General features: G+C 63.0%; 28 protein-coding genes. 17 read left to right on the plus strand and 11 right to left on the minus strand.

The features are described from left to right. Window positions 1–9: 9 nt before the first annotated feature. Window positions 10–237 (minus strand): hypothetical protein, encoded by a 228-nt coding sequence (locus Q5Z10_RS02065; RefSeq protein WP_303637693.1) that lies wholly within the window; start codon window positions 235–237, stop codon window positions 10–12. Between the two features lie 91 nt (window positions 238–328). Then, complete coding sequence (locus Q5Z10_RS02070; RefSeq protein ID WP_303637694.1) at window positions 329–1,288, minus strand: mitochondrial fission ELM1 family protein; 960 nt, start codon at window positions 1,286–1,288, stop codon at window positions 329–331. Window positions 1,289–1,410: 122 nt separating this feature from the next. On the opposite strand from Q5Z10_RS02070, the gene Q5Z10_RS02075 reads away from it, so the two are divergent. After that, window positions 1,411–2,001, plus strand: coding sequence for a malonic semialdehyde reductase (locus Q5Z10_RS02075; RefSeq protein WP_303637695.1), 591 nt, complete (start codon window positions 1,411–1,413; stop codon window positions 1,999–2,001). Between the two features lie 85 nt (window positions 2,002–2,086). Then, window positions 2,087–2,794, plus strand: a complete 708-nt coding sequence (locus Q5Z10_RS02080) for a YceI family protein (RefSeq protein ID WP_303637696.1) — start codon at window positions 2,087–2,089, stop codon at window positions 2,792–2,794. A 104-nt stretch (window positions 2,795–2,898) separates the two neighbouring features. On the opposite strand, the gene Q5Z10_RS02085 is transcribed toward Q5Z10_RS02080, so the two are convergent. The 3 genes from Q5Z10_RS02085 to Q5Z10_RS02095 all read right to left on the minus strand — a co-directional run bounded on the left by Q5Z10_RS02085 (window position 2,899) and on the right by Q5Z10_RS02095 (window position 4,826). Continuing rightward, window positions 2,899–3,300 (minus strand): hypothetical protein, encoded by a 402-nt coding sequence (locus Q5Z10_RS02085; protein WP_303637697.1) that lies wholly within the window; start codon window positions 3,298–3,300, stop codon window positions 2,899–2,901. 103 nt (window positions 3,301–3,403) lie between these two features. Then, window positions 3,404–4,201, minus strand: a complete 798-nt coding sequence (locus Q5Z10_RS02090; protein WP_303637698.1) for a siderophore-interacting protein — start codon at window positions 4,199–4,201, stop codon at window positions 3,404–3,406. Between the two features lie 64 nt (window positions 4,202–4,265). Then, entirely contained in the window at window positions 4,266–4,826 is a 561-nt protein-coding gene (locus tag Q5Z10_RS02095) for a PadR family transcriptional regulator (protein WP_303637699.1), read from the minus strand. Between the two features lie 622 nt (window positions 4,827–5,448). On the opposite strand from Q5Z10_RS02095, the gene aceE reads away from it, so the two are divergent. The 6 genes from aceE (at window position 5,449) to Q5Z10_RS02125 (ending at window position 12,046) form a co-directional block, all read left to right on the plus strand. Next, window positions 5,449–8,136: a pyruvate dehydrogenase (acetyl-transferring), homodimeric type gene (gene aceE / locus Q5Z10_RS02100; RefSeq protein WP_303637700.1), complete on the plus strand. Its 2,688-nt coding sequence runs from the start codon at window positions 5,449–5,451 to the stop codon at window positions 8,134–8,136. A gap of 62 nt (window positions 8,137–8,198) precedes the next feature. Further along, the gene (locus tag Q5Z10_RS02105; RefSeq protein ID WP_303637701.1) at window positions 8,199–9,749 is read left to right on the plus strand and encodes an SIR2 family protein; all 1,551 of its coding nucleotides are present in this window, start codon (window positions 8,199–8,201) and stop codon (window positions 9,747–9,749) included. A gap of 200 nt (window positions 9,750–9,949) precedes the next feature. After that, complete coding sequence (locus tag Q5Z10_RS02110) at window positions 9,950–10,141, plus strand: 5-methylcytosine restriction system specificity protein McrC (protein WP_303637702.1); 192 nt, start codon at window positions 9,950–9,952, stop codon at window positions 10,139–10,141. Window positions 10,142–10,263: 122 nt separating this feature from the next. Continuing rightward, window positions 10,264–10,482 (plus strand): 5-methylcytosine restriction system specificity protein McrC, encoded by a 219-nt coding sequence (locus tag Q5Z10_RS02115; RefSeq protein WP_303637703.1) that lies wholly within the window; start codon window positions 10,264–10,266, stop codon window positions 10,480–10,482. 80 nt (window positions 10,483–10,562) lie between these two features. Further along, entirely contained in the window at window positions 10,563–11,018 is a 456-nt protein-coding gene (locus Q5Z10_RS02120) for a 5-methylcytosine restriction system specificity protein McrC (RefSeq protein WP_303639125.1), read from the plus strand. Window positions 11,019–11,158: 140 nt separating this feature from the next. Then, a complete protein-coding gene (locus tag Q5Z10_RS02125) occupies window positions 11,159–12,046 on the plus strand; it encodes an HNH endonuclease (RefSeq protein WP_303637704.1) in 888 nt (295 codons plus the stop codon). 114 nt (window positions 12,047–12,160) lie between these two features. Here Q5Z10_RS02125 and Q5Z10_RS02130 read toward each other — a convergent pair whose 3' ends face one another. From Q5Z10_RS02130 to Q5Z10_RS02140, 3 genes are all read right to left on the minus strand, one after another. Continuing rightward, window positions 12,161–12,541 (minus strand): hypothetical protein, encoded by a 381-nt coding sequence (locus tag Q5Z10_RS02130; RefSeq protein ID WP_303637705.1) that lies wholly within the window; start codon window positions 12,539–12,541, stop codon window positions 12,161–12,163. A gap of 52 nt (window positions 12,542–12,593) precedes the next feature. Next, window positions 12,594–12,962 carry a hypothetical protein gene (locus Q5Z10_RS02135; protein WP_303637706.1) on the minus strand — a complete coding sequence of 123 codons (369 nt, stop codon included), beginning with the start codon at window positions 12,960–12,962 and terminating at the stop codon, window positions 12,594–12,596. Window positions 12,963–13,444: 482 nt separating this feature from the next. Then, on the minus strand, window positions 13,445–13,663 hold the full coding sequence (locus tag Q5Z10_RS02140) for a hypothetical protein (RefSeq protein ID WP_303637707.1): 219 nt from the start codon (window positions 13,661–13,663) through the stop codon (window positions 13,445–13,447). Between the two features lie 147 nt (window positions 13,664–13,810). Here Q5Z10_RS02140 and Q5Z10_RS02145 point away from each other — a divergent pair, with 147 nt between their 5' ends. Next, window positions 13,811–14,413 carry a hypothetical protein gene (locus tag Q5Z10_RS02145; RefSeq protein WP_303637708.1) on the plus strand — a complete coding sequence of 201 codons (603 nt, stop codon included), beginning with the start codon at window positions 13,811–13,813 and terminating at the stop codon, window positions 14,411–14,413. Window positions 14,414–14,528: 115 nt separating this feature from the next. After that, a complete protein-coding gene (locus Q5Z10_RS02150; RefSeq protein WP_303637709.1) occupies window positions 14,529–15,188 on the plus strand; it encodes a DUF6988 family protein in 660 nt (219 codons plus the stop codon). Window positions 15,189–15,212: 24 nt separating this feature from the next. On the opposite strand, the gene Q5Z10_RS02155 is transcribed toward Q5Z10_RS02150, so the two are convergent. From Q5Z10_RS02155 to Q5Z10_RS02165, 3 genes are all read right to left on the minus strand, one after another. Further along, a complete protein-coding gene (locus Q5Z10_RS02155; protein WP_303637710.1) occupies window positions 15,213–18,200 on the minus strand; it encodes an XVIPCD domain-containing protein in 2,988 nt (995 codons plus the stop codon). 11 nt (window positions 18,201–18,211) lie between these two features. Next, complete coding sequence (locus Q5Z10_RS02160) at window positions 18,212–18,724, minus strand: hypothetical protein (RefSeq protein WP_303637711.1); 513 nt, start codon at window positions 18,722–18,724, stop codon at window positions 18,212–18,214. Between the two features lie 91 nt (window positions 18,725–18,815). Continuing rightward, window positions 18,816–19,310, minus strand: a complete 495-nt coding sequence (locus Q5Z10_RS02165) for a hypothetical protein (protein ID WP_303637712.1) — start codon at window positions 19,308–19,310, stop codon at window positions 18,816–18,818. Between the two features lie 246 nt (window positions 19,311–19,556). Here Q5Z10_RS02165 and Q5Z10_RS02170 point away from each other — a divergent pair, with 246 nt between their 5' ends. The 7 genes from Q5Z10_RS02170 (at window position 19,557) to Q5Z10_RS02200 (ending at window position 26,101) form a co-directional block, all read left to right on the plus strand. After that, a complete protein-coding gene (locus Q5Z10_RS02170; RefSeq protein ID WP_303637713.1) occupies window positions 19,557–20,483 on the plus strand; it encodes an XVIPCD domain-containing protein in 927 nt (308 codons plus the stop codon). Beyond that, window positions 20,483–21,112: a hypothetical protein gene (locus tag Q5Z10_RS02175; RefSeq protein WP_303637714.1), complete on the plus strand. Its 630-nt coding sequence runs from the start codon at window positions 20,483–20,485 to the stop codon at window positions 21,110–21,112. Before Q5Z10_RS02170 ends, Q5Z10_RS02175 begins: the two co-directional genes overlap by 1 nt. 123 nt (window positions 21,113–21,235) lie before the next feature. Beyond that, the gene (locus Q5Z10_RS02180) at window positions 21,236–22,123 is read left to right on the plus strand and encodes an XVIPCD domain-containing protein (protein ID WP_303637715.1); all 888 of its coding nucleotides are present in this window, start codon (window positions 21,236–21,238) and stop codon (window positions 22,121–22,123) included. A gap of 180 nt (window positions 22,124–22,303) precedes the next feature. Further along, window positions 22,304–23,452, plus strand: a complete 1,149-nt coding sequence (locus Q5Z10_RS02185; RefSeq protein ID WP_303637716.1) for a YncE family protein — start codon at window positions 22,304–22,306, stop codon at window positions 23,450–23,452. 146 nt (window positions 23,453–23,598) lie between these two features. Beyond that, on the plus strand, window positions 23,599–24,174 hold the full coding sequence (locus Q5Z10_RS02190; protein ID WP_303637717.1) for a hypothetical protein: 576 nt from the start codon (window positions 23,599–23,601) through the stop codon (window positions 24,172–24,174). Between the two features lie 183 nt (window positions 24,175–24,357). Then, entirely contained in the window at window positions 24,358–24,960 is a 603-nt protein-coding gene (locus tag Q5Z10_RS02195) for a hypothetical protein (protein WP_303637718.1), read from the plus strand. Window positions 24,961–25,000: 40 nt separating this feature from the next. Beyond that, window positions 25,001–26,101, plus strand: coding sequence for a hypothetical protein (locus Q5Z10_RS02200; RefSeq protein ID WP_303637719.1), 1,101 nt, complete (start codon window positions 25,001–25,003; stop codon window positions 26,099–26,101). Window positions 26,102–26,109 lie beyond the last annotated feature (8 nt).

Consider the following 26,109-nt stretch of genomic DNA (forward strand, 5'->3'; position numbering starts at 1 on the left):
ATACGCCGGTCAGCGCAGCGCGCGGTCCACACCCTTGCGCTGCAGTTCCTTGTCGCAGGCCTCGCTGATCGGCGCGACCGGCAGCGGCGGCCGCGCGTTGCGCGGGTCGCGCAGCGCCGGCTGCTCGCGGTATGCATCCAGCTGCTGCTGGCACGTGTAGGAAATCGGGTCCAGCTCGGTGGCGGCAGTGGAGCAGGCGGCGAGCAGCGCCAGCGCTGGCAGCAGGAGAATGCGCATGGGACATCCGTTCCGATGGGGAAGGCCCGACTCTACCCGTGCCGGGGGCGCGACGTGTTCAGAAATCGCTGCTGGGCCGTGCCGGCCGGCATTACCGCACTGCCAGCCGCGCCTTCACCTGCGCAGCGATGCGTGCGGTTTCGCGCAGCGGTTCGATGCGGTCGTATTGCCAGTCCAGCCAGTGCGGCTGCAACCGGCCGCGTTCGCGCAGCTGCTGCTGGAACCGAGCCAGGCGCCCCTGCGCGGTGCCGGGCAGGGCCACCATCACCGGCATGCGGGTGGCGCTGGCCTCGGACAGCAGGTTCACCGAATCCGGCGAGACCAGCACGCGGTTGGCCCAGCCGAGCAGGCCGGCGTACGGGTTCACGCCGTCGCCGCCATCGCCCCAGATCACATGCGGCAGGTCGGCGAATTTCGCGCGCAGGATCTCGGCCAGTGCCGGCGGCGTGCGTCGCGAGGTGGTGGCCAGCAGGCTGCCTCCCTCGCTGCGGATCTGCGTGGCCAGCGCCTCGAACACGCCGACCATCGCGGCCTCGTCCCACGGCGCCAGCGGCGTCGGCCCGCCCACCAGCAGCGCCGTGCGCGGGCCGGGCAGGGTGCTGAAGCTGGCGAACGCCGCGCGGCCCCAGGCCAGCCAGTCGTCGTCCACCGGGTTCAGGCTGCCCAGCAGGGTCAGTACATTGCTGCCGCGCAGGGCGTCATGCTCGGGCACCACCACCAGGTCCCAATGGCGCGCGCCGATGCGCGGGTCCAGGATCTGCACCACCTGGCTGCCGCGCGCGCGCAGCACCCGCAGCGCACCGGCGGCCTGGCGGCCACAACCGATGGCCAGTGCCGGCGCCTCGGCTGCGAGTGTCGCCAATGCCTCGCCGTAACCCTTCACATCGCCGGGCAGCCGCCGCGGCGCCAGCCAGCGCCACGGCGCCCGCGGCTGCAGGACCAGCGGTCGGTGGCTGCCCTGGCGCAGCGCCGAGGCCAGCGCGACGGCCTGCCGGACATTGCCGGCGCGGCCATCGGTGACCGTCCATGGCGCGCTCGATCGTTTCACCATTGGCATTAATTCGTTTCAGCCCTGCTGGGTGTTGCAACAGTCGCGACACTCTACACTGCGGCTCGACGTTTCGCCCCGCGCCGCCCGCGGGCACTGACCTTAGCCGCCCTGGAGATCCACCGATGTCCCACGCGCTCGACGCTGCCGCACTGGACCAGCTGTTCCGCACCGCCCGCACCCAGAATGCCTTCCTCGACACCCCGGTCGAAGACGCCCAGCTGCACGCACTGTATGAGCTGCTGAAGTGGGGCCCGACCGCCGCCAATGGCAGCCCGGCGCGCTTCGTGTTCGTGAAGTCGGCCGAGGCCAAGGCCAAGCTGGCCCCGGCGCTGTCCGAAGGCAACCACGACAAGACCCTGGCCGCGCCGGTCACCGTCATCGTCGCTTTCGACCAGGATTTCCACGAGAAGCTGCCGTACCTGTTCCCGCACACCGATGCCAAGGCCTGGTTCGACGGCCCGCGCGAAGGCCGCCACGAAGGCGCGTTCCGCAATGGCAGCCTGCAGGGCGCCTACCTGATCCTGGCCGCGCGCGCGCTGGGCCTGGACGCCGGCCCGATGTCCGGGTTCGACAATGCCAAGGTCGATGAAGCCTTCTTCGCCGGCACCAGCATCAAGTCGAATTTCCTGGTCAACCTGGGTTACGGTGACGATTCGGGCCTGTTCCCCCGTCTGCCGCGTCTGTCGTTCGACGAAGCGGCGCGCATCGCGTAAGTCGCTGTATCGGTTTCGGGCCCGCCCGCCGTGGCGGGCCATTGCTGCACTGTGTTCCCACCCTACGATCCGGAGAGTTCCTCAGATGAGCGCCACCCGTAACCTGCTGCTGCCGCTGGCCCTGACCCTGGCCATCGCCGCCTGCTCCAAGCCGGCCGACACCGCTGCCCCGGCCGCCGATGCCGCCGCCCCGGCCACCACCGAACAGGCCGCCACCCCGGCCGCCGATGCCGCCGCGGCTGCGCCGGCCGCCGAAGCGATCCAGATCGCCTCGGGCACCTACAAGCTCGACCCGAGCCACACCGACGTGCTGGCGCAGTGGAGCCACTTCGGCTTCTCCAACCCGAGCGCGCACTTCGGCAACGTCGAAGGCACCCTGGTGTACGACGCCGCCGACGTCACCAAGTCCACCGTGGAAGTGAAGCTGCCGCTGAGCGGCCTGAACAGCTTCACCGCCAAGTTCGACGAGCACCTGAAGAGCGCCGACTTCTTCGACGCCGCCAAGTTCGCCGATGCCACCTTCAAGAGCACCAAGGTGGAATCGGCCGGCACCAACAAGCTCACCGTCACCGGTGACCTGACCATCAAGGGCATCACCAAGCCGGTCACCCTGGACGTGACCGTGAACGGCGGCGGCGAGCACCCGATGGCCAAGGTTCCGGCCGCCGGCTTCGATGCCACCACCACGCTGAAGCGCAGCGATTTCGGCGTCGGCGCGTACGCCCCGAACGTCAGCGATGAAGTGAAGATCCGCATCACCACCGAAGCCACCGGCGAGAAGCCGGCGGCCTGATGCATCCCGCTCACTCGTCGTGAGAAGGCAGAAGGCCCGCTGCGAAGCGGGCCTTCTTTTTTGGGCGCGGGCAACGCGCTTTGGCCACTACCGGGTACGCGTTCTCAGCGCAGCGCGCCCAGCCACGCCGCACACGCTTCGCTGGGGCTGTGCTTGGCCTTCACCGCCAGCCCGCTTGCGCGCACGAAGGCCTGTGCCGCCTGCGCCACCACCTGGCGTGCGATCAGCGCGGCCTGGCGGGTGGCGGCCTGCTGCTTGCGCAGCTGCACGATATGCACCGACGGCCGGCCGACCGGCGCGTACTTCTGGTCGCGGCGCAGGATGTCGGCCACCTGGGCCACTTCGAATTCGGCCTGCAGGTAGCGGTGTTGTGCCTGCACCAGTTCGCGCAGCGGCGTGCGCAGCGCGGCCGGGTCGGCAAATGCAGCCAGCGCCGTGTCGCAGGCCGCGTCGTCGGCCAGGCGGGCACGCAGCGTGTCCATGCCGCTCAGGGTCAGTTTGCCCACGTGGGGCCTCGTTGGTGCAGGAAAGGAGCGCGATTGTGGCAGAGATCCTGGCGATGCGTTTCTGTAGAGTCGAGCCGTGCTCGACGCCACAGAACGGTGGCGATCAATCGCCGTCGGTTTCGTCCGGGTGCGCCTTCCAGTAACCGGTCGAGCGGATCCAGTCGCGCGGCACGCCCAGGTGGCCTTCGATGAACTTGCGCATCATGCGTGCACGGCGCGATTCGGTGGCGATCCAGTAGAAGACGTCGCCGTCCGGGGCCTCGAAGTCGGTCAGCATGTCTTCCAGCAGGGTGCTGCTGGCGGCCGGGAAGCCGTTGCGCTCCAGCCAGTGGATGCGCACGTTCTCGTACTGCGGCAGGTCCTGGCGCTCGGCTTCGTCGGCCACTTCGATGTACGCCTGCACGTCGGCGCCGTCGGGCAGCACGTCCAGCCAGCGGGCGATGGCCGGCAGCGCGGTCTCATCGCCGATCAGCACGTAGGCATCGTAGCTGTCGGCCACCACGAACGAACCGCGCGGGCCGCCGATCACCAGGATGTCGCCCGGCTGTGCGCGCTCGGCCCACGGCCCGGCAATGCCCTGGTCGTGCAGCACGAAGTCGATGGCCAGCTCGCCGGTCTCGTGGTTCCACCAGCGCGGGGTGTAGTCGCGCGCCGGCGACGGCTGCTTGCCCTCCGGGTAGCTGCGGCCCTCGGCGGTCAGCACCGGCAGCACCACCTCGCCGCTGGCATTGGGGAAGAACAGCTTGATGTGGTCGTCGGCACCGGGCGAATCGAAGCCGGCCAGATCCTCGCCGCCCAGCACGATGCGGCGCATGTGCGGGGTCACCGGTTCGCTGCGCAGTACGGTCAGTTCGCGGAAGCGCACATCCAGGCGCAGGCGCGTGTTGTTGTGTTCGGTCATGGGGTTACCTGTCAGAGGTAGGTCGCGCGTGGGGCGCGCGGCAGGGGGGAAGACCTGGCGGGATTCAGTCTGGCTGGGTCGTTGAAACGGGATTGGGCGCGTCGCCGGGCTGGCCGTTGATCAGCGCCGAGGCACGCGACAGCAGCGCCGCCACCTGCTCGGCCTCGCCCTCGGCCCAACGGCCGTGGTGGTGCACCAGCGCCCGCTTGAACTCACGCAGCGCGGCGGCCAGCGGCGCCGGCAGCGAAGCCTTGGTGATTTCGCGGGCGCGGTCGAAGGCGCGCCGCTGCGCCAGCCGCACCTGGGTGCGCTGCACCTTCAGTTCGAACTCGCCAGCGGCGGTGATGCGGAACACCCGCCGCCCTTCCACCTCTTCCGACGCGACCCAGCCGGCCTGCTCGAAGCTGGCCAGCAGCGGGTACATGGTGCCGGCGCTGGGGGTGTAGGCCTGCATGAACATGCTGCTGACGTGCTGCATCAGTTCGTAGCCATGGCGCGGCTGCTCGCCGATCAGCGCCAGCACCAGCAGGCGCAGGTCGCCGCGGCTGAGCACGCGCGGCTGGCCGTTGCGGCGGGGCACCGGCGGGTCATCGGTACGGTTGCGGGGGGAGCGGGATCGGCCCATTTCGATATATCGGCAGGGTGTGGCCAAACGATATATCGATAAGCCGGACCCGACAAGTACGATTTCGGCCAGACTGCTTGACGATTCCGGCCACACGTCAAGCGCCGCAAGGGCGCAGCGCATTCGTGCGCCGCGCGCATGCCAGCGTTGCGCGGCCCGCCGTCCCTGGCAGGCCGTACAACGATGGCCCCGGCAACGGGGCGCAGCAGACAGGCGGTACACCGCGGGAAGGGGCCTGCTGGCGCCCACCGTGCGCACGCCCCCGACCCGCGTCGAGAGCGGGACGCGACACGTTGTCGCAGGTTCAGCGGTAGCCCGTCAGACAAGGCCGACACCCGGCCGGCATTGCCCTACAACGGTCATCGGTGGCGGTAACACTGCGTCCTGCCGATGGACGCGGCGGGCCGGGGGCGACAACTGGCGCAGCCCCTGCAGGCCGCCACAACGGCCTGCGGCCGGGGCCCGTGGTGCCACCCGATGACCCGGGACAGTCGTTGCGGACACTGGCCGGTTGCATCCATACGCCTGCGTAGCCAAGTGACGAAAGCCCTTGGTGCGCTACACTTTGCGGTCTAGAAATCTATCAACAGTCGCGCGCGTGCGTGCGGTAATGGGAGCGCTAATGAACTGGTTGAACGAGGTGCTGAACAACGACCCGAATCCTGTGGAAACCCAGGAGTGGATCGAGTCGTTGAAGGCCGTTATTGATGTCGAGGGCTCCGAGCGCGCGCATCAGCTGCTGGAAGGCATGGTGGAACTGACCCGTCGTTCGGGTGCCTATCTGCCGTTCTCTCCCACTACCGAATACGTCAACACCATCGAGCCGCAGCTGGAGGCCAAGAGCCCCGGCAACGCCGAGCTGGAATGGCGCATCCGTTCGATCATCCGCTGGAACGCGATGGCCACCGTGGTCCGCGCCAACCGCAAGCCGGGTGACCTGGGCGGCCACATCGCCTCGTTCGCCTCCGGCGCCACCCTGTACGACGTGGGCTTCAACCACTTCTGGCGCGCCCCGAGCGAAAACCACCCGGGCGACCTGCTGTTCATCCAGGGCCACAGCGCCCCGGGCATCTACGCGCGCTCCTTCCTGGAAGGCCGCATCAGCGAAGAGCAGCTGGACAAGTTCCGCATGGAAGTGGACGGCGGTGGCCTGTCCTCGTACCCGCACCCGTGGCTGATGCCGGATTACTGGCAGACCCCGACCGTGTCGATGGGCCTGGGCCCGCTGGCCGCCATCTACCAGGCGCAGTTCATGCGCTACCTGGAAAACCGTGGCCTGATCGAGAAGTCCGACCGCAAGGTGTGGTGCTTCATCGGCGACGGCGAGAGCGACGAGCCGGAAACCCTGGGTGCGATCGCGCTGGCCGGCCGTGAAGGCCTGGACAACCTGATCTTCGTGGTGAACTGCAACCTGCAGCGCCTGGACGGCCCGGTGCGCGGCAACGGCAAGATCATCCAGGAACTGGAAGGCGTGTTCCGTGGCGGCGGCTGGAATGTCATCAAGCTGCTGTGGGGCGGTTACTGGGATGCCCTGCTGGCCAAGGACAGCAACGGCGTCCTGAAGAAGCTGATGATGGAAACCGTCGACGGCGAATACCAGAACTGCAAGGCCTTCGGCGGCGCATATACCCGCGAGCATTTCTTCGGCAAGTACCCGGAAACCGCCGCGATGGTCGCCGGCCTGAGCGACGACGACATCTGGCGCCTGAACCGTGGTGGCCACGACCCGCACAAGGTGTACGCCGCCTACCACCAGGCCGTGAACACCAAGGGCATGCCGACCGTCATCCTGGCCAAGACCGTGAAGGGCTACGGCATGGGCAGCGCCGGTGAGGCACTGAACCCGACCCACCAGACCAAGAAGCTGGACGACGAAGCGGTGCGCCACTTCCGCGACCGCTTCAACATTCCGGTGACCGACGCGCAGCTGGCCGACGGCCAGGTGCCGTTCTACCACCCGGGCCCGGATTCGCCGGAAGTGCAGTACCTGCAGGAACGCCGTGCCGCGCTGGGCGGTTACCTGCCGCAGCGCCGCCGCAAGGCCGACAAGACCTTCGTGGCGCCGAAGCTGGAAAGCTACGAGCGCCTGCTGAAGAGCAGCGGCGAGCGCAGCTACTCCACCACCATGGCCTTCGTGCAGAGCCTGAACATCACCCTGCGCGACAAGGAACTGGGCCCGCACATCGTGCCGATCGTGGCCGACGAAGCCCGTACCTTCGGCATGGAAGGCCTGTTCCGCCAGATCGGCATCTACGCGCCGTTCGGCCAGAAGTACAAGCCGGTCGACGCCGACCAGCTGATGTTCTACCGCGAAGACCAGAGCGGCCAGGTGCTGCAGCAGGGCATCAGCGAGCCGGGTGCGATCAGCTCGTGGATGGCCGCCGGTACCAGCTACTCGGTCAGCAACGTGCCGATGCTGCCGTTCTACATCTACTACTCGATGTTCGGCTTCCAGCGCGTGGGCGACATCGCCTGGCAGGCAGCGGACATGCGTACCCGCGGCTTCCTGCTGGGTGGCACCGCCGGCCGTACCACGCTGAACGGTGAAGGCCTGCAGCACGAAGATGGCTTCAGCCATCTGGTGGCCGGTGGCATCCCGAACGTGCGCAGCTACGACCCGACCTTCGGCTTCGAAGTGACGGTGGTACTGCAGCACGGCACCAAGCGCATGATGGAAGACCAGGTGGACGAGTATTACTACGTCACCCTGATGAACGAGAACTACACCCACCCGGAAATGCCGGAAGGCGCGGCCGAAGGCATCGTCAAGGGCATGTACCTGCTGACCGACGCCGGCAAGCCGAAGAAGGGCGAGCTGCGCGTGCAGCTGCTGGGCTCGGGCACCATCCTGCGCGAAGCCATTGCCGCGGCCGAGCTGCTGGACAAGGACTTCGGCGTGACCGCCGACATCTGGAGCTGCCCGAGCTTCAACGAACTGCGTCGCGATGGTTTCGACGTGGAACGTGCCAACCGCCTGCATCCGGAAGGTGAGCAGCGCAAGGCCTACGTGACCGAGCTGCTGGAAGGCCGCCAGGGCCCGGCGATTGCCGCCACCGACTACGTGCGTGCGTATGCGGACCAGATCCGCGCGTTCGTGCCGATGAGCTACACGGTGCTGGGTACGGATGGGTTTGGCCGTTCGGATACGCGGGCTAACCTGCGCCGGTTCTTTGAGGTTGACCGGTACTACATCGCGCATGCCGCGATTGCGGCGCTGGCTAAGGACGGGAAGATGACGGCTAAGGATGTGGCCCGGGCGATCAAGCAGTACAAGATTGATCCGGAGAAGGCTAACCCTGTTGGGGTTTGATTAGGTAGTTATCTTTCATTAAATGGGCGGCCCGTGGGTCGCCCATTTTTTAGGGCTTGAATATGGATATTGAAGGCTATCTGACCGATCTGTTCAAAGAGAAAACATCTGGAGCTTTTCTGTTCCTTGGCTCCGGTTTTTCTAGGCGCTACATCGGGTTGGAGGATTGGAAGGGGCTTTTGCAGCGTTTCTGCGCGCCGGGGAAAAAGTTTGAATATTATCTTTCTCGGGTTGATGGCGACTACCCGGAAGCGGCAAAGCTCTTGTCTGTCGATTTTAACGAAAGATGGTGGTCTGATCCTGAGTTTGAGGGCAGTCGCGCTCAGTATGGCGAGAATGTTTCCACCAGTTCATCAGCGCTGAGGGTCGAGATTTGCAAGTATCTTTCTTCGCTTACTGAAAAGTTTCCTGATGGAGTGCTTCTCGGTGATGAGGTTGAGATAATTCGCAAGCTCAATGTGGATGGTGTCATCACCACCAATTGGGACTGCTTTGCCGAGCATCTTTTTCCGGATTACAAGGTTTACGTTGGGCAAGGTGATTTACTGTTCGCTAACCCGCAGGAGGTTGGCGAGATATATAAGATCCATGGGGGTTGCTCGGATCCTGAATCACTGGTCCTGACTTCGGACGACTACGCGCTATTCGCAAGTAGGAATCCGTACCTGGCGGCTAAGTTGATCACAGTGTTTGTTGAGCATCCCGTCGTATTTATTGGTTATTCGCTCTCTGACCCGAACATTCAGTCAATACTAAGGTCTATAAGTTCGTGCATCGGCAGTAAGAATGTTAATAAGCTGCGAAAGAATTTAATATTCTTGCAAAGGCCGGATGACGGAGGGGGAGATTCCATCTCGGAGTCGTATTACGCGCTGGATGCCGAACAGATTCCAATAGTTCTCGTGAAAACACATGATTTCTCAAAGGTCTACTCTGCTCTTGAGAAGACCAAGAGGAAGGTGCCCGCACGCATTCTGCGTTTCTGTAAAGATCAGATGTATGAAATTGTCAAGAACGGTGATCCAGATAAGAAGATAAGCGTTATTGACATAGAGAGAATTACTAAGGCGGATGATGTTGAGTTCTTGGTGGGGGTTGGAGTAATCGCTAGAGGACTTTCCGCGGTTGGCTACGAGTCAATCCAGTCGGTGGATCTGCTGTCTGATCTAATAATTCAGGATCGTCAGTACAACGCTGATATGATACTTAAAAGCGTCATCAAAATCGTTGGAAGAAATACAAGTAACGTCCCGGTCTTCAAATATTTGAATGCTGTCGGAATTACGACAAAGGCTGATTTTAATAAGTCAGGGTATGAGTTGCGGAAATGGGTTGAGCGAAGGATTGATGAGTTCCGTTCCGACGTTTACAAGAAATCTTTCGCTAAGAAGTGCAAAGATATGGACATCCAGGATGTCATCGATGAATTTGCTCCGGAGGTCGCGGCTGCATATATCCCCTTCCTGTCTGCGGATAAGATCGATCTTGAAGTTCTCCGAGGTTTCCTTGAGCACAATTTTGAGATCTTTAAGGCAGGATCGACTGGCTACGTGAGCTACTTTAGAAAGCTTGCCTGCTTTTATGATCGACTTCGATGGGGATGGCGCTTCTGAAAGCGCCTTCTCCAACCTGCACGCAATCCTTATTGCGTTAGCTTGTGCACTTAACTGGCGATGGACAAGGAGATCCTTTGGGCGTGTGCAGTCATTAAGATCGTGCGGGTACCGCGTCTATGAGCTCTCAGCCGTGCTACGCGCTGTTGGAGCGGCGCCCATGTAGCGCGACGGCGCACATTGGCTAATTTGTAGGCGTAATGGGATGCCCCGACGGCACCACGTTGGAGGTTCTGCCGAAGCACGTTGCGCATGCGCTCGACGCACGACGACTGCTGCGGCACGTGCTGTGCACTGTGCTGGACATTCCGCCGAGGGAAGGCAGTCCGGCTGATGTGACTATCTTCGACGCGTCGTTGAATGAATGGGTCACGGGTCGATTCATCTCATAACTCGATGAGTTACTGAAGCATGGACCTCGCTTCGACTACGCCCGTGTTCGAGAGGAGCAGCTGCTCCTGCGTGCAGCATGTACATGTCGCGCCAGCTTCGTCAGTCACCTACCTACCCATGCATGTCCAGCATCCAGCAAGTTGTTCTTAGTGAGGATCGCCCAGAGAACCGACTTCTGCGTGTTGCCTTGGATCGCGTGTGTGCGCCTACGCGTGATGAAGGAACTTGGCGATTGGCGCAAGAGCTTGCTACGCGTCTGGCGAGCGTAGCGAGGAGCACTCAGGTCGCCAGAGACTTACGCGCCAGGGGCAGCGACCGGCTTATGGCCCACTATCGCTAAGTTCGTCCGCTGTGTGAGTTGGTTCTGCTTGGGCAAAGCCCATTGGCACTGGCAGGCGATTGGCGCAGCGCCAACATGATGTGCCCAGTGGAGCTCCCTTTGAGCGTTATGTAGGCGTTCGCCTAGTCCGCCAGTTCGCACCTGAGTGGCGTGTTGCTGGCGCGGGGTCGGAGTGCCTATGTCGCCATGGTGAAGCAAGCTGGTTCAATCTGATTCCGGACTTCTTGCTACGCCGGGGCAATGAACTGCGTGTGCTGGACACCAAATGGAAGGTGCTCGACGCAGCCGCTAGTGACGCACGTGAGAAGTACGGTCTAAAGCAATCCGACCTCTACCAGATGTGTGCCTACGGGCAGCGGTACCTTGGTGGAGCGGGGAAGATGGCGCTGGTCTATCCGCAGCACGCTGGCTTCGCACAGCCGTTGCCAACGTTCGACTTCAGCCCTGAGTTGCACCTTTGGGTGCTGCCATTTGACCTGGACCGAGGATTGCTGGTGCTGCCAGGAGCGTGGAAGCTCCCAAAATCGTTGTCCTAAGGAGGTTCCCATAAGCGATATGCAGCTCGGCGCCGCAAGAGCCGTGCCGATTGCGACAGTCACAGGTGCCATCACCGTCTCGACGGCCAATAGGCCGCATCAATTGGACGAGACAGGGGGCGGGGATGAGGTACTGGTGGGTGAACCAGAAGCAGACCTTCGACAACGCTGTTAAGGCGGGTTACCTGTGGTCGCCTAAGACCAACGTAAAGGGGAACATCAACCCCTCCTACGAGAACATGACGCAAGTGCGGCCCGGCGATGTGGTCTTTGCGTTTGCGAGCACTCGAATCAGGGCCATCGCAGTGGTCAGCGGCGCCCACTACTCGATGGATCGCCCCGAGGAGTTCAAGAAGACGGACAAGGAGTGGCGCAAGGACGGCTGGGCCGTCCCGGTGCACTACCATCTGGTGGACGCTCCGCTAAAGGTGAGCGACTACATGGCTCAGATTGAGCCGCTGCTTCCTTCGAAGTACTCACCCCTCAAAGCTGACGGCAAGGGCAATCAGGCCTACTTGTTCCCGGTTCCCGAGACCATGGCTGCCAAGCTGCTGGAGCTCCTCGAAGTCGATCTTGATGATCTCGGAGAGTGGCAGGACGAGGGGCCGGTCCAGGACATCGTGAATGACAAGAACATTGACGAGACCGAGAAGCTCCAGCTGATCAAGGCCAGGAAAGGTCAGGGTATCTACCGAAAGAATGTCAGCGACATTGAGAAGGCCTGTCGGGTGACCGGCACCAACGATGCCAACTTCCTGATTGCCAGCCATATCAAGCCGTGGTCAAGGAGCGAGAACAGTGAGCGCCTTGATGGTCACAACGGCCTCATGCTCGCGCCCCATATCGATCGCTTGTTCGACCGGGGCTACATCTCCTTTGAGGATGACGGTGGCCTAATTCTTAGCCGCCAGTTGCCGGATGCGGTGCGGGTGAAGTGGGATGTAGTGCAGAAGATTCCCCGCACTCCGTTCTCTGCGGCTCAGGCTCGCTACCTCAACTACCATCGGGATGTATTGTTGAAGAAGTAGACGCGAGCGTCCGGCAGGCAGCCCCGACATAGGGGGTGCCCCCGTGGTGGCGGGAAAGCTCAAAGGCACGGCAGGCCAGGACTTAAGGGTGCCAACAACTGATCTCTGCGCAGATCAGCGCCACCGGTCCCAATCCGGCCGCGTGCGCACCCGCCACTGCTGCTGCAAATCCCTCAGATCCGTAGACCTCTCCCCCGCATCCCCAACAACCATCACCACCAGTTGCATCGACGAATTGTCCACCAGCATCACCGGTCGTCCGTCGGCGTGCAGCACGAAGTACCGCTCACTCCCATCCCTCGGGCTCTCGTCCAACCGGACGCCACCCCGCGCCTCCGCAAACGCCTTAGCCTCTTCCCGCATGACCCCGAAGGAGTAATCCGACAGGCTGCGATAGGCCTTCACCTCCAGCGTCGCCTGGGGAAGGAAGTAGTCCGAGATCACCAGGCCCACCACCATCAGCGTGCTGGTAACAACAACGGGCGGCACCCTCATGGGCCGCGCTGCGGCAACCGAGCCGCAGCGCACCAGACCCACAGCACAAGCACTATCCACGCACCTGCAGGCAGGCGCTGGCCTGCGCGGTCAGCGCCACGCACGCCAGCATCAGCCCTTCCATCGTTCGGTCGCCCAAGTGCTGCGCGGGTTCTCCGTTCTGTCGCGCGCGCTCTCCGGCCAACAGCATCTCCTGCACCACGCGCAGACCTGCCAGGGCGCAGTCTGCATCGGCCAAGGCCATGCGCCGCCCGGGCGCGGCCGAGCGCTCCGGCCAGGGCTGGCCATCGGCGGCGGCACCGCTCTGGATGCGGCGCAGCGTGGTGAGGAAGGCGGTGGGGTCTGCACCGCTGTCCAGTTCGGGCTCGGCATTGGCCGGGTCGGTGGCAGCGTACAGGGGGCGGAATTCCGATGCGTTCATGGCAGTGCTCCGTACAGGACAGACGGCAGCGCCACCCCGAAGGGCGGCGGACGATGCGTGGCTCGAAAACCGGTAAGTACCAGACCGGCGGGCTCGAAAGCCCCCACGCACCGCCCGCCATGGAACGCGAACGGATTGCCAGCCGGCGCCACTCGAAGGTGACGCCGGCTGACAAGCGTAAACATCTGGTACTTACACGGGTTTTCGACGCCCGTACCACCCTTTTCCGGTGGCGCGCAAAGGTGTACCCGCACAGATGTCCAATGCCAAGAAACCACAGCCAAAAAGGCCGTCAGTTCTGACGCTTCCAGCATTGTGACACGGCAGAAAATCCGCGAAACCCGTTGCAGCACAGTGGTTGCGGCGAAAGTTAAGCTGCAGCCGCTACGTCGAACGCGGAGCGCACTTCTCGCAGCAACAGATGCTTAATTGCGACACACCCTCATCCAGCGCCCACGATAAAAACAGGCCAATTGCGTCACTTACTTAACACTGACTCCCAACCCACGGCGTGGCCAGAGCGCATCGTCGCGCTCCAGATCGTAGTCACTGCCAAACGCCAGCGCTGCCTCGCGCGGCGGCAAATCGACGTAGCAGCCCAGCAGAGAGGCATCCATGCCAGCATCCTGGTGGTCGATGGCAAACAGGTAGAGAAGCTCGGCATCGAAGGCGGCGAGCCAGGCGGGATTGATCGGTGTCATGGTCATCGTCGAAGAGGCGGGCCGCCAGCTTCGCTGAGGCCCGTCTCGTGGGCCAGGACTGGGCTCGTCTGGTCCCATTACGATCAATTGCGGAACCCCATCCGATCAGCGATGCTTCACGCAGGACAGGGACGAAGGGGGATTTCCATGGAAGGCATCGTCAACAAACTGGTCGATCTTGCAGGCGACCAGTTTCTGGTGCCCGTCGCCCTCTGTGCGGTGTTGGTATTAATCTTCAAATGGCTGTCAGGCCTGAATCATCAGCGTACTTCGGCCCGGAAGGACTTCCTTGAGTTATTCCGTGAGGAGAGTGCCAAGAATGACCTCTGGCTCTCCGTTGCCATCAGGCACCACTGCGGCGTCTATCTGCCGGTCTCCGTCATCCGTAAGTTGTGCGCGCTAGATCAACCCGCACGCGCCATCGTGGATGTTGCCAACGCTTGGGATCTTGTTGAAACCGATGGCGCTACAGGCGAGATTCGCTGGCGCCGGAAATGGTTCGGCAATCCCAAGACCAGGAACATCATTGCCGTAGCGCTTATGGTCGGCTATGGGGTGGCCGCCATGGTGGCCCTCCTGCTTGGCTACATTCTCGTCATAGGCAAGGTGACCGCCAGCGTTTCTTTTGGCTATTGGCTTTGGGTGGTTGTTGGCGTTGGCATGGCATGGCGGTGCCTTTCTCAATCGGATCTTCTGCTCAACGGCGGCAAGAGCTTGGAGCGGTGGCTGGGGATGAAGTCGCATTCCTAGCGCGGGTAGGTGTGCAAAATGGCGTTTCTCGCGGCCTATCCCGTACTCCGCTTGATTGCCTGTGGTTCTTGCAGGGATCGCAATTCGGCCCAGGGAAATTCAGGGGATCAACATGATGGACCACCTGTTCAATCAATCTGCATTGCTCCGGCAAGCAATGCTGGCCACCGTCGACTATCCACTGGCTGACAACGGCGTGAGGTTCCGGACTTCACTGGACGCGACGGTGTTGAGTCTGGAGCATGCAGAGGCGGTTCGCATGCTTATGGAGGCAGGGCTTGAGTCATCCGCGGCTGCAATGCTGCGCTGTCAGTTCGAGGCATTCGTCCGCGGCGTTTGGGTGCTTCACTGTGCATCCGACGATCAAGTAAAGCTACTGGCAGCGTCGCCCAAGGGGGATGAGGGCAGGGCACTTCCGATGCTGAGCAAGATGATTGGAGCGCTAGCCCAGGTACCCCTAATGGCCAACCTTGTTCCATTGCTGAAGGAACTGAAGAAGCATGCGTGGGACGCGCTGAACTCATTCATTCACGCCGGTGTACACGCGGTTGATCGAAGCCGCGCAGGTTTCCCATTGGAGCTGGCCGTGAATGTCGTGCGTTACAGCAACAATCTGCTGATGATGGCAGGACAGCACATGGCCATCCTCACCGGGGTCCCCGGCCTGCAGGGCGAGGTTCGAAGGCTCAGCGATGTGTATGCCGACTGCCTGTTGCTGGATGAAGGGCGTCGCCGAGCCGCCGAAGCTGCAGCGTCGACGCCTCCGTCGTCCTGAACCTTCGTGGGTAGCTGGTGCCGATCACCCCATGCTCGCCGCACGCCCTCTCACCTCTTGCTCCATCCGCTCCTCCTGCGACTGCTGCTCAAGCTCACGACTCACCGCACGCTGCTGTGCTTCCTGGCTCACGCTTTCATACCGCTGCAGCGATTGCTCAACCGGCGTCTGCACGGCCTGCGCTGTGGGCATCGAGGAACGCAGATGCGAGGGATCGTTCAACTCGCCCTGGACCAGAAACACGGTCTGTCCCGCAGGGCTCTGCGCGGTCGCGTTGCTCAGCACCACGTGGTCCACGCGTGACAGGTCGCTGTCTTTGGCCAGCACCAGCAGGCTCGCGCTCATGCGTTCGCTGATCGCGTCGAAGCTGCGCCCGTGCTTGGCATCCAGGGCAGCTACTCCATCGCGAATCTGCTCGTACAGTGGGTAGTCGGGGTGGCCCGGCATCAACGGGCCGCCTGCACTCTGGGTTTCCTCCACAGGCTTGCCGGCGTGGCCGTGCACTGCATGGCCGGGGGCTTCCGGTTCCTGTACCACGGCGGGAACGATTGGGCGTTCGTGTTGCTGCCCATCCATCTGCGGCAGGGTGGGGGTCGGGGACCCATGGGCCGATTGCATGCGCACCATGTCCTCCACGGTGGTGGTGGAGGTCAGCTCCATGCGGTTGCCCGGGGCGGTGCCGAAGGAGGCGATGGCGCTGTCCGCGCTGGGCGCGTGCGTGCGCGGGTCCGGCATCAGTTCCAGCGTGATGTCGGTCTGCCGTCCAACGGCGGCAAGCTTCTGTTCAACCGCAGCGGTAGTGGCGGCAAGCTGCTCCTCAGTGCGTGGAATGCCGTGCTTTGCGTACAGCGTCTCCACCTGGCCGCGCACGCCCTCAGGCGCGATGTGTACGGTGGCCTTGATCTGCTCGGCCATCCTGCCCATGTCTGCAATGCCGGCGTTCTGGCTCTGCCAGGTGATCTCCAGCTCATCGCCGATATTGCGATTGGCCTGGCTGTCGTAGGCCACGCCCTCGTGGACCCACTGCCCATCCGCATGGCGGCTGTAGCTGCCGCCGTCGCTTGCACGCAGGGTATCGGCGCCTTCCTGCGCCTTGCGGATTGCCTGCGGAACGGACGGGTTCTGCGGGTCGCCGAAGTCACTCCAGCGGCCCTGCTCGTGGGCCACCATGTAGCGCGACGCCACCGACGCAGGGGTGTTGGCCGCGTTCTGCGCGATGACGGTGCGCGATTGCTCATCCAGGGCCGATTCGCGTTCCGGCGGAACGGGCTCGCGCCGGGTGATGGGCGTGCGCCCATCAACGACTTCCCGTATCTCCAGCTCCCATTGCCGCGAGACGGTATCGCGTACGAACTCCCTTCCGGTCTCGAAGGCGCTGGGTGGCGGCTCTTTCAAGCCACTGGCATTCAGTCGATAGGGATTCTGCGGCGGTGGCAGGTTGGCCAGGCCCAGCTCGTAAGAGGCACGGGCGGCCTGCCAGTTCAACTGGCGCTCCAGCGTGCCGGTGGCCACATAGTCGGCTCTGAAGGTGACATCGGCGCCCTGTGGCGTCTGCACGGGCCGCACTTCCACGCCGGTTCCCAGATCGGTGCTCTGCACTTGCTGTTGCTCGGCGCTGCGCAGCCAGCGGCCATCCGGGTCTGCCGGGCTGCGCACCCAGGTGCGCTGCAATGGATCCTGCTGGACATAGACCCGCTCGATGTCCTTCTGTTCGGCCCACTTCTCACCCAGATGGGCGCCCAGCACACCGCCACCGATGCCAGCGACGAAAGCGCCCGGGCCCGTCCACGAGCCGGATACAAGGCCAACGCCTGCACCTGCTGCGAAGCCGCCGAGCGCGCCGCCCAGGTTGCGGCCGACGAAATGCGCCGAGGTTGAGTCTGCGCCTGCGGTGTTTCCTTGCGAGTTCAGTTCCACCCATTTATGGCCGGAGGTGGCGAAGTCATGCGCCATCAAGGCGACGCCGGCAACGCCCAATGCCTTCATGCCGGGGTTTACGCCGTGGGGGACAGCTTCGGCTGCTGTTGCCGCACCCGGAGGCCCGCGTGGCGCGCCCGGTTGCAGCGTTGAATGCGGCGTTGGCTCAGGCAGATCGGCGAACAGACGAGGCCCTGTGGACAGCGCCGAGCGAGCGGCGACCCATTCCGCACGGGTGGTCGACATCTCGCTGAGATTGAGCGAACTGAAGTGGTGCAGCGGTTTTTCGAAAAGCGTCTTGCTGACGGCGTCATAGCCATCGATGGGCTTGAGGTGCAAGCGCACCTGGGCCACATCGACCGCATGACCGCTATTCGTAGCAGCGTGCTGTGCGAGGGTGCGCTCGAGGGTTTGGTACTCGGCGGCAGATCGGCTCACGAAGGTGAGTGGGTCGGTACCGAAGGCGCTTACGGGGTAGCCATTGATGCGAACGTGGGGATGTTCGAGCGCGGTGGGCAGTTCGAAATTGCTGAAACCACGGTTGGCAGGTGCATTCTCAACGAATGCAACGAGCGGCTTACCCGTGGCAATGGCGTTCTCGAAGAATCGGGGACTGCCGGCATTCCACATGATGTCCTGGAGTGCTCCTGCGGCTTCACCCCCGAGGGGTTTGATACCTCGCGAGTTGAGGAAGCTTTGGAGCTTTCCCTCAATGACGCCGAAGTCTGGATGATTTGCCGGATTCTCGTAGAGGTCCTGAACAAAGTTACCCCACGGAGTATCGCCAATTATGCCGGCCTTCGTGCCCAGGTCTCCGCGGTAGGTCGCAGCATTGCTGTAGTTGGAAATGCCGGCGCTGTCCTTGCCCGAGAATCCCAGGTAATCCATGCCGGCGGGAAGTTCTGGAGGAAGGCTGCGCAGTCTCCCTTCCATATACTCCGAAAAACTCGTCGCGTTATCGGGGCCCGAACCTGGTGACTTCAGATAGCCGATCAGCTCGTCCATCTGCTGGGGACTGATGACGCTGTTGTCCCCCAAGTTTGTCGCCACGGAGAACGTCGTTCTGGCATAGTCATCGAAGATGAATCTGGCCATGATCCTCCTCCTCAGACTTGGTGGGCGTGGATGAACGCGCTGGCGAGGATGATTACGCCGTCATCAAGAACTGGAGTTTCTTCCGGGATCGGTACGGCAACTCGTGTCAGGGCATCTGCACGGGTGAAAGCTACATAGCGCAGATCTTCCAGGTTGCCGGTCTGTACAGCGAACGAGTTTACAAGACCCTGTGCAAGGCTCTGAACGAACGCGAATGGTTCGTCTGGGCTGCCGAGTGTGTCTTTGAGCTTGAGTATGTCTTCGAGGACCCAGTCAGGGCTAAGATCTAGTGTGTAACGTCGTTCACGACCTGCTTTCGTGCTGATGAGCACTTCCTTGCCAAACAATCCCATGGTCCCCACAGTCTTGCCGTCGCGGCGGAGCGCGTACTGGTACTCGATGCCTACGCTGCCATCTGACTGAGCATCCGGAAGCATCCTGGGTCGCAGGATGGAGATTCCGCTCAGTTCATCTATAGCGGACTTTTCTTGAGGTTCGAAGTTGAAAGGCATGACAGTGTTCACCAGTTTCTGCTGCTCTATCGGGACTCGTTCTCGAATGAGATAGGGTCAAAGTTTGGCGGTAAGAAGGAAGAGTGTCACGTTCCACCGCATCTCATGCGGGAGGAACGAGCTCGCAAGTCAGAACGATGGTGGAACCGTCACTGGAAATGATCGGATCCATAGTGGATACATTGGTTCGAGCAAGTGCTTCGCCAGTGGTGAGGACTACGTATCGCACGGCATGCTGAGTGTTGCTGTCATCCATATTGGCCAACACCAAGCCCTGCGCCAGCGAGCGTATGAACGCGAGGTCGCTGTCGGTGTTGCTCAACGTTTGCTTGAAGCCGAGGATGGACTTCAGGATCCAGTCGCGGCCCAGATCTAGGGTAAAGACACGTTCGCGCCCGTTCGGAGTCTCAACCATCTCGTCACTTCCAAACAGCCCTAGTCCGTCAACTCTCTGGCCATTGAGATAGAAGAGATACTGATACTCGGTGTGGCTCGGATCTTCGGGGGGGCTCGCTGGCAGGATGCGCGGTGCCGTGATGGTGACGCCGGTGCGGCGATCGACTGCGGAGCCTGGCTGACGCTCAAATTCCAGCGGCATGATTGATCCTTCAATGGAGCCCGGTTGCAGGCGATGGGATCCAAGGATTCCATCGCGTCCTTTTGCGGACTATACGGCCCTCATCCTGGCTGCTCTATAGGCTCCGGTCCTAAAGGCCTCCGTACTGCTCCCTGGTTCACACATTCAGCAAGCCAATCCCGTCACCCAGGCCGCCTCCACCTGCCCGCGAACCCACCTATGCCATCATCCGGCCAGGACCGCAGTACCCAACAAGGCTGAGCAGGCATGGAGCAAGCAACACGCTACACGGTAACCCTCTTTCTGGCCGCGCCCGGCACCCCGCTGATCGGCGGCGGCGCCTCGCCGCGCGGCCATATGTATTTCCAGACCGCCGCCGGCGAGGAAGCACACAGCTACGGCTTCGCACCGCCGCGCCTGCCCCCGGGTGAGGCGCCGTCCGGGGTGCCGTACGCCCAGGTGGTACACGACGACGCCGACGCCCACCGTAACCCCTATTACAGCCGCACCCTGGAGATCACCGAGGAGCACTACGGCTGCCTGCGTGACTTCGCCGAGGAGCCGGCTGAATTCGGATTCGATGTGGATCGCCCGGCCACCATCAACCGCTGCAGCGATTTCGTCTGGGCCGCGCTGCACTATGCCGGCCTGCATTCGCAGCCCACACCGCTGGACGGTGGCAGCGATCTGGGCGAGTTCGCAGTGCTGTTCAATCTGCCCGAGATCCAGTGCATCGCCGCACCGTTCCCGGACAGCGACCTGAACACCGAAACGCATCACCCGATGCCCGAACGCGAGGCCGAATTGCACCGCGAAGGCGGACGCCTGAGCGACGAGCCGCCGCCCAGCCCGATAGAAGTGGCCGGCACGCTGCTGGATCCTTCGCACCCGGATCACCGGCTGTTCGCGCAGCTGATTCAGAAGGTGGCCGAGCTGGACGCCGCACATGGACGCACCTTCGACGACACCAGCCAGCGCATCAGCGCCAGCCTGCTGGTGCTGGCCAAGCAGAACAACCTGTCCCGCGTGGACCACGTGCTGCTGAGCCAGCCCACCAGGAGCAGCCATGAGGCCGAGAGCATCTTCATCGTGCAGGGCGACCGCGATGACCCGGGGCATCGCCGCGCCAGTATCGCCACCGAGGTGGCGGCGCAGACCGATGTGGCCGATTCGCTGCGGTTGAAGGAACAGTGATGCAGGCGCTGCGCATGCTGGGAACGGTAGCCGCGCTGTCGCTGCTGGTTGGCTGCGGTCTGTCTTCTTCGCAGACCGAACCGCCGAAGCTGCTGACCCGCGCCGAGGCCGACGCACGCACTGAGGTGCCGCTGACGCGTGGCGTGAGACTGGACAAGGCAGGCCGCATAGTGGACGTGACATTTGATCTGCCGTCCGCAACGCCTCCCGCGATTCCCAGTCTGAAGATCGGAATCCGCCTGCAAGGTCAAGATGTCAAGCCTCTGCTTGCCGAGGCAGAGCGGATAATGGCCGTGGGTCTCCCTGCGCGTGTTCGCTTGGAGCGCTTGGATGGCAGCCACGCTACACAGGTGCGGCTGATGACCACGGCCCCTGGAGGTCGCAGCATGGAGCCTTTGCCGGCTGACGGCCACGTCAACAAGCTGATCCAAGGGAAAGTAGAAAGTGGAATGCTGATCGAGGCAGGCCTCTACTCGCACGATGTTTCCTACCACATGCTGCAACTGGCCGATGCGGGCTTGCTGGATGCTGGGAAATACCATTTGACCGTGGATCTGCTGGAAGATCGACCCCAGCTCAATGACATATCGGCCGAGCTTATTGCCGGCTTCCAACTACTGGGAAAATGACAGATGCAGAAGGACACTGCAGGGCGACTTACCGTGACGATCCATGTGGCTGCTCCGGGAACGCCCCGTTGGGGTGAAAGGGATTCTGTGCCGGTGCGGCTCGATAACTCTTCCGTGGGCCACATGTTCCTCACGATCGATGACGGCAGCGGGCGCGATCCCAAAAGCTACGGCTATACGCGCGCGCCTACGCCTACCAACCCGGACGCAGGTGAAGTCGATACCTACGATAACCTTGTCTATAGAAATCCGCGCTACCAGCGCACAATCGAAATCACTCGCGATCAATACGACAAGATCCTGGAGTTTGCCGAAGCCCCGGAAAAGCACGGTTTCGACAAGGACAATTACAACCTGGTCACCAACGCCTGCACCGACTTCGCCTGGGGTGCGTTGAACCACGCTGGTCTGCGCCCGTTGGGGCTGGCCGGTGAGATCAGGAACTACGAAGGCACGATCAAGGTGCTGGACAACATTCCGGCCATCAACGCTATTCCTCAGCAGGTCCAAGACAGCGAGTTGGACAAGGTGAAGTGGAACGACATGCCGACGCAGACCTTCGGCCAGTGGTGGATCTCGCAGAATGGTGAGCGGGCGCAGGATGCCCATCCCCTGAGCGGAACTCCCGCCGACCCGTCCCACGGCGACCACTCCCGCCTCAACCAGCTCCACCAGCAGGTGGCCGACCTCGGTGCCTTCGGCGCGCAGAACGGCAACGTCAGCGCCAGCCTCCTGGCCCTCTCCAAAGAGCAGCAGTTCACCCGTGTGGACGACGTACTGCTCGGCGAGCGCCGTGGCGATGCGGCTCCCAACCTCTTCATCGTGCAGGGTGACCGCAGCGACCCGGCTCACCAGCGCGCCAGCATTCCGGCAGACGTCGCCGCGCAGACGCCGGTGGCGGCGTCCTTCGAGCGCATCGAGCAGCTCGCGCAGGCGCAGCCACAACGGGATGCCCAGCGACAGCAGGAAGAGCAGCAGCTGGCCCAGGCGCACGCCCCGCGCATGGTCTAGGCGGCCGGCGCGGAACAGGGCGTCCGCCATGCATCCGCAGGCGGACGCCACGGCTTCCAGCTGCTACCATTCTCCCGCTACCCAGCCAGCCCCACCCCGCGCAGACAGATGCGGGGCCGGGCCGTCGATGAACGGCCCCGCGAGCCAGGACACCCTCCGTGCCCATTGAAGGACGCTCGCATGATCCGTAATTCTTTTTTCCGTTCGGCCGCGCTGGCTGTCGCCGTGTCGCTGAGCCTCGGCGCTCCGACCGCCTTCGCCGCTGACGGCGCCCCCGCCGCCCGCACCGCAGCCGCCGTGCAGCGCCAGGCGATCGCCCAGGGCCTGTACGAACTGGCCTACAGCCCGACCCAGAAGGCGGTGTTCGTGGCCTCGTCCGGCGGTTTCGGCGATGACGCCGGCCCGTCCCAGGTGCTGCGCCTGAATCCGACCACGCTGGCCGTGGAAACCCGCATTCCGCTCGAGCGCAAAGCGTTCGGCGTGGTGCTGGATGACGCCCACAACCGCCTGTACGTGGGCAATACCGTGGACCTGTCGGTCACGGTGGTCGACACCGCGCAGAACAAGGCCATTGGCACCATCCAGCTGATGGAGAAGAAGCCCGGCAAGGACGGCAAGCCGGGCTACACCCACGACCTGCGCGAGCTGGTGGTCGACAGCGCCGCCAACCGCCTGTACGTGACCGGCCACAGCAGCCAGCCGGACGTGAGCAGCGTGCTCTTCGTGATCGATACCACCACGCTGAAGGTGATCAACACCATCGACGGCCTCGGCAACGCCAAGGCGCCGGGTCTGGCACTGGATGCGGCCAACAAGCGCGTCTACACCAGCAACCTGCTGGCCGATCTGGTGGTGGTGGGTACCGTTTCGAACAAGGTGGTGGCGCAGCACAAGATCGCCGCCGAGCAGCCGATGAACATCGCGCTGGACCCGGCCGGCAAGCGCCTGTTCGTGACCGACCAGGGCTCGGAAATGCTGCGTGGCTACCAGGCCAAGAGCAGCGGGCTGGTGAGCAAGCACCCGGGCCAGCGCGTGCTGGTGCTGGACCGCAGCACCGGCAAGGAACTGGCCAGCATCCCGACCGACGCCGGCCCGCTGGGCATCCTGCTGGACGCACCGCGCAAGCGCCTGTACGTGACCAACCGCGAAGCCGGTACGGTGACGGCATACAACAGCGACAGCTACCAGAAGGTGGCCACCTACACCGTGCCGACGCATCCGAACAGCCTGGCGCTGGATGCGAAGAACAACGTGCTGTACGTGAGCATCAAGAACGGCGAGAAGGATGCCAAGGGCTCGAACGAGAGCGTGGCGCGCATCCAGCTGTAAGGGCTGACGCTGGGTCATGCCCGGCGGTTGTCTGTGGGAAGAAGGCAGGGTGCAGACCCTGCCTTCTTCTTTTGTGCTGGCTTGCACCGCCCATGCGACAGCCGCTAGTGTTGAAACCCATGGCAGGGAGCCAAAGGATCTGGAACATGCTGGGAATCCACCGCTGGCTGCACGCCGGCCTGTTCATCATCGTGAGCGCCGGGCTGGGCGCTTGTTCCGGCCGCGACCCTGGACCTGCAGCGCCGCTGGAGCTGACTCAGCCGATCGCGGTGGAAAAGCCCGGCCAGGAAGTGCGGTTCGAGTTCGAGACGAACGCGCGTAATTTCGATCCAGGTCGCACCTATGCGCTTGAGCTTGAGGTGCAACGGCAACGAGGGCGCGAAGCCGGAGATCCGGACATGCGCGCGCTGAATGTTCCCTTTGACGTTTCCCTACAGCGATGGGTCGCAGGTGTCTGGCAAGACGTCCCCACCTACGACAGCTACCAGGCACTGGCACTGAACGCAGGTAAGCCTCTCCCCGCTTGGCACACATCCACCGTCTGGCGCTATGCCGCACTGAGTGCGGGTAGCGGTGGGCAGTATCAATGGAGCATCGTTGCTCTGCCCGTGGAGATGGATGCCCGCTACCGCCTGGATGTCCGCACGGTAAAGCAGAGCGACGAGTTGCAGCACTACTCCGCCCGTTTGAAGATCCATGCCGCGCGCCCCGTTGGAAAGTAACCCGCTCGCAACCGGAAGGAACTGAAGGAATCACCTTATGGAGGACGCCAAGGGCTCGAACGAGAGCGTGGTGCGCATCCAGCTGTAAGGGCTGTCTGTGAGAAGGAGGCAGAGTGCAGACCCTCCCTTCTTCTTTTGTGCTGGCTTGCAGCGCCCACGCGACAGCCGCTAGTGTTGAAACCCATGGCAGGGAGCCAAAGGATCTGGAACATGCTGGGAATTCACCGCTGGCTGCACGCCGGCCTGTTCATCATCGTGAGCGCCGGGCTGGGCGCCTGTTCCAGCCGCGACCCCGAACCTGCAGCGCCGCTGGAGCTGATCCAGGCGATCGCCGCAGACCAGCCCAATCAGGAAGTCCAGTTCGAATTCGAAATGAACGAGCACAACTTCATTCCGCATCGTACCTACGCGGTGGAACTGGAGTTGTTGCGGCAGGGACCGGTCAGGGACAACCAGCCCAGCGTGAGCGCATTGAGGATTCCGTTCAAGGTGATCCTGCAGCAATGGACTGCGGGTGCGTGGAACGAGGTTCCTACCTACGACCGCTATCAGGCAGGCGTGCTCAATGCAGGCAAGTCACTTCCTGAGTGGCACGCATCGGGTGAATGGCGCTACACATCGCCGCACATGGGGAGCGATGGCGAGTATCTGCTGAGCGTGGTTGCCCTGCCGCTACAGCCCAACACCCGATATCGCGTACAGGTCAAGACCGTGCAAGCCACACCAGAGCTGCAGGGCTATTCCGCCCGATTGCAGGTGCATGCTGCGCGACCGCCCGGGAAGTAGCCCATCTCTGAACCCTTGTAAGGAATGACGGAATTCTCTTATGGATAAGCCGCGCTATACCCTGGACATTGTCATTGCCGCACCGGGCACGCCGTTGATGGACCCGAAGACGAGCAAGCAGGTGGTCGATGAAAATGGTATTCCCCAGACCTCCACACCTGGCCACATGTTCTATGTCCTGCATGCGCCGGGGCAGCCCCCGAAGAGCTTCGGATTCGCTCCCAAGGAGCATGGCAGCATGAACGGTGCGGGCACGATCATGGAAGACGACGTCGACGTCTACAAGAACCCACGCCACACCCGCACCCTCGAAATCAGCGAGGAACAGTACAGGAAGCTCGAAGCTTTCGGCTCGGATCCGGAGAAGTTCGGTTTCAGCAAGCACTACCAGGACGTGCGCAACAACTGCGTGGACTTCACCTGGGATGCCCTGAACCATGCCGGCATCGAGCGTAAAAGAAGCATCGACGTGAATGCAGTGGGAGGCGCGCTTGGCCAGCTGCTGCCGGACGTCCGCATTCCGCTGGAAGGGCGCGGCGAGGGCAAGGATGGCTACCGTCCGCTGCGCAACATCCATGGCGTGGACAGCATCGATCCACCGTTCCCCAACAGCGAACTCAATCGCACCAAGACCCACCCGATGCCCGAGCGCACGCTGAAGCAGCACCTGCTGAGCGAGAACGGCGACATCGTTGAGCGCAGCGGTGAGCGCTTGGCCAGCGATGCACGCGTGCCGGGCGATGTATTGCATCCTTTGGACCAGCGTGTGCGCGCGGCACTGGGCGAGGCGGCCGAGCGTCAGGGGCTGCCGGCGGGCCAGCAGCCTGAGCTGCTGGCAGGCCATCTGACGCGCCTGGCGGTGCAGGGCGGCTACACCGAACGGGATGCGCTGCAGGTGGCGTTCAGCAGCGGTGGTGCGCCGGATTCACCGGGCTATGTGTTCCTGCAGCGCACCGGTGAAACCGCCTCGCCGGACCCAGCCGCGAACCGCCAGCGGCTTTCGCTGGACGATGCCCGGCAGGGCACGGTTGAAGAGGTGTACCAGCATGCCAGCGTGCAGCATCAGGGCCGCGAGTCCAGCCGCCTCGCGCAGGAAGATTCGTTGCAGCAGACCCAGCCATCGCAGCCACGCATGGGCTGACTGCAGGC

Source organism: Stenotrophomonas sp. 704A1, assembly GCF_030549525.1.
Taxonomy (GTDB): domain Bacteria; phylum Pseudomonadota; class Gammaproteobacteria; order Xanthomonadales; family Xanthomonadaceae; genus Stenotrophomonas; species Stenotrophomonas tuberculopleuritidis.

Excerpts from the sequence above, each read along its gene's own strand:
- Q5Z10_RS02185 (WP_303637716.1), top strand. The coding sequence starts at position 22,304 with ATGATCCGTAATTCTTTTTTCCGTTCGGCCGCGCTGGCTGTCGCCGTG.
- Q5Z10_RS02110 (WP_303637702.1), top strand. The coding sequence starts at position 9,950 with ATGGGATGCCCCGACGGCACCACGTTGGAGGTTCTGCCGAAGCACGTT.
- Q5Z10_RS02200 (WP_303637719.1), top strand. The coding sequence starts at position 25,001 with ATGGATAAGCCGCGCTATACCCTGGACATTGTCATTGCCGCACCGGGC.
- Q5Z10_RS02145 (WP_303637708.1), top strand. The coding sequence starts at position 13,811 with ATGGAAGGCATCGTCAACAAACTGGTCGATCTTGCAGGCGACCAGTTT.
- Q5Z10_RS02175 (WP_303637714.1), top strand. The coding sequence starts at position 20,483 with ATGCAGGCGCTGCGCATGCTGGGAACGGTAGCCGCGCTGTCGCTGCTG.
- Q5Z10_RS02140 (WP_303637707.1), bottom strand. The coding sequence starts at position 13,663 with ATGACACCGATCAATCCCGCCTGGCTCGCCGCCTTCGATGCCGAGCTT.
- Q5Z10_RS02130 (WP_303637705.1), bottom strand. The coding sequence starts at position 12,541 with ATGAGGGTGCCGCCCGTTGTTGTTACCAGCACGCTGATGGTGGTGGGC.
- Q5Z10_RS02165 (WP_303637712.1), bottom strand. The coding sequence starts at position 19,310 with ATGCCGCTGGAATTTGAGCGTCAGCCAGGCTCCGCAGTCGATCGCCGC.
- Q5Z10_RS02170 (WP_303637713.1), top strand. The coding sequence starts at position 19,557 with ATGGAGCAAGCAACACGCTACACGGTAACCCTCTTTCTGGCCGCGCCC.
- Q5Z10_RS02115 (WP_303637703.1), top strand. The coding sequence starts at position 10,264 with ATGTCCAGCATCCAGCAAGTTGTTCTTAGTGAGGATCGCCCAGAGAAC.
- Q5Z10_RS02080 (WP_303637696.1), top strand. The coding sequence starts at position 2,087 with ATGAGCGCCACCCGTAACCTGCTGCTGCCGCTGGCCCTGACCCTGGCC.
- Q5Z10_RS02150 (WP_303637709.1), top strand. The coding sequence starts at position 14,529 with ATGGACCACCTGTTCAATCAATCTGCATTGCTCCGGCAAGCAATGCTG.
- Q5Z10_RS02190 (WP_303637717.1), top strand. The coding sequence starts at position 23,599 with ATGCTGGGAATCCACCGCTGGCTGCACGCCGGCCTGTTCATCATCGTG.
- Q5Z10_RS02075 (WP_303637695.1), top strand. The coding sequence starts at position 1,411 with ATGTCCCACGCGCTCGACGCTGCCGCACTGGACCAGCTGTTCCGCACC.
- Q5Z10_RS02065 (WP_303637693.1), bottom strand. The coding sequence starts at position 237 with ATGCGCATTCTCCTGCTGCCAGCGCTGGCGCTGCTCGCCGCCTGCTCC.
- Q5Z10_RS02195 (WP_303637718.1), top strand. The coding sequence starts at position 24,358 with ATGGCAGGGAGCCAAAGGATCTGGAACATGCTGGGAATTCACCGCTGG.
- Q5Z10_RS02105 (WP_303637701.1), top strand. The coding sequence starts at position 8,199 with ATGGATATTGAAGGCTATCTGACCGATCTGTTCAAAGAGAAAACATCT.
- Q5Z10_RS02135 (WP_303637706.1), bottom strand. The coding sequence starts at position 12,962 with ATGAACGCATCGGAATTCCGCCCCCTGTACGCTGCCACCGACCCGGCC.
- Q5Z10_RS02180 (WP_303637715.1), top strand. The coding sequence starts at position 21,236 with ATGTTCCTCACGATCGATGACGGCAGCGGGCGCGATCCCAAAAGCTAC.
- Q5Z10_RS02090 (WP_303637698.1), bottom strand. The coding sequence starts at position 4,201 with ATGACCGAACACAACAACACGCGCCTGCGCCTGGATGTGCGCTTCCGC.
- Q5Z10_RS02155 (WP_303637710.1), bottom strand. The coding sequence starts at position 18,200 with ATGGCCAGATTCATCTTCGATGACTATGCCAGAACGACGTTCTCCGTG.
- aceE (WP_303637700.1), top strand. The coding sequence starts at position 5,449 with ATGAACTGGTTGAACGAGGTGCTGAACAACGACCCGAATCCTGTGGAA.
- Q5Z10_RS02070 (WP_303637694.1), bottom strand. The coding sequence starts at position 1,288 with ATGGTGAAACGATCGAGCGCGCCATGGACGGTCACCGATGGCCGCGCC.
- Q5Z10_RS02095 (WP_303637699.1), bottom strand. The coding sequence starts at position 4,826 with ATGGGCCGATCCCGCTCCCCCCGCAACCGTACCGATGACCCGCCGGTG.